This is a genomic window from Bradyrhizobium sp. ORS 375 (genome assembly GCF_000239775.1).
In the GTDB taxonomy this organism is placed as follows: domain Bacteria; phylum Pseudomonadota; class Alphaproteobacteria; order Rhizobiales; family Xanthobacteraceae; genus Bradyrhizobium.
On record NZ_CAFI01000370.1, the window covers coordinates 1 to 917 of the forward strand.

Genomic DNA, 917 nt, shown 5'->3' on the forward strand with positions numbered 1-917 from the left:
TCTTCGGACCACGATCTTCGGATCGCGCACTATCGAGCTGTTTTAGAAACATGAGGGGCCACCGAGACCGCCAGGTCTTGCGTGAGCTCCATTGGCGGGATTTCGCCGTCTTCGTTTCTCTTTCTTCGCGGACGAACACGCTGCCTGGGGCTTGGCGCTGTGCATCATCATGGCGCTGTGAGGCGCCGGGTGGTTGACCTGATCCGAGCCTCTCAAGCGTTAGGGCTTGTAGCTCAGTTGGTTAGAGCGCGCGCTTGATAAGCGTGAGGTCGGAAGTTCAAGTCTTCCCAGGCCCACCAGCCTTCGCGCCTCCGGCGCTACGGCTCGGCCAGCCAGCCGATCGTGCCCTGTGCATTTCGACTGAGTGAGGTCGAAGATGCGCGAAGGCTGTCGCGCCGAAGCCCGATAGGGCGTAGGCGGACTTGATTGGCAAGCATCGTCTCGACGATCACGCTCATTGCTTTCGTCTTTCCGAGTATGGGGCCTTAGCTCAGCTGGGAGAGCGCGTGCTTTGCAAGCATGAGGTCGTCGGTTCGATCCCGACAGGCTCCACCAGCCTTCGCAGGCTACGCCTGCTCCGGCTCGGCAAGCCAGATGTGCAGCGAAGGCTGCCGCGCCGAAGCCCGACAGGGCGCAGGCGGGCTGTTAGCTAATCGGCGTGTTCAAATTCGTCCGCGAGACAACATTTCGCATTGTCTGGTCCTCACCGGGACTTCAGGCAACTGCGGGTTATCTGACATCGTGAAGAGGAGATCGATCCGAGTAGGGTCGTGCAATGAGGGCCACCGCGCAAGCGGTCCGCACCTCGACTTTGCACCGACGCCTTCACTATCTCCGGGTCATTTCGGCGCAAGTCTCGAGCTGTGAAGCTTGTCGCTTGTTGTAAATGACTCTGTTCGCTGCGCTTGACCGCACAG

The 917-nt window shown here is 60.1% G+C and carries 2 tRNA genes; both read left to right on the plus strand.

The window, feature by feature from the left end:
* Nucleotides 1-222: 222 nt before the first annotated feature.
* Nucleotides 223-299, plus strand: a tRNA-Ile gene (locus BRAO375_RS25860).
* A gap of 180 nt (nt 300-479) precedes the next feature.
* Nucleotides 480-555 (plus strand) — tRNA-Ala (locus BRAO375_RS25865).
* Nucleotides 556-917: the final 362 nt, after the last annotated feature.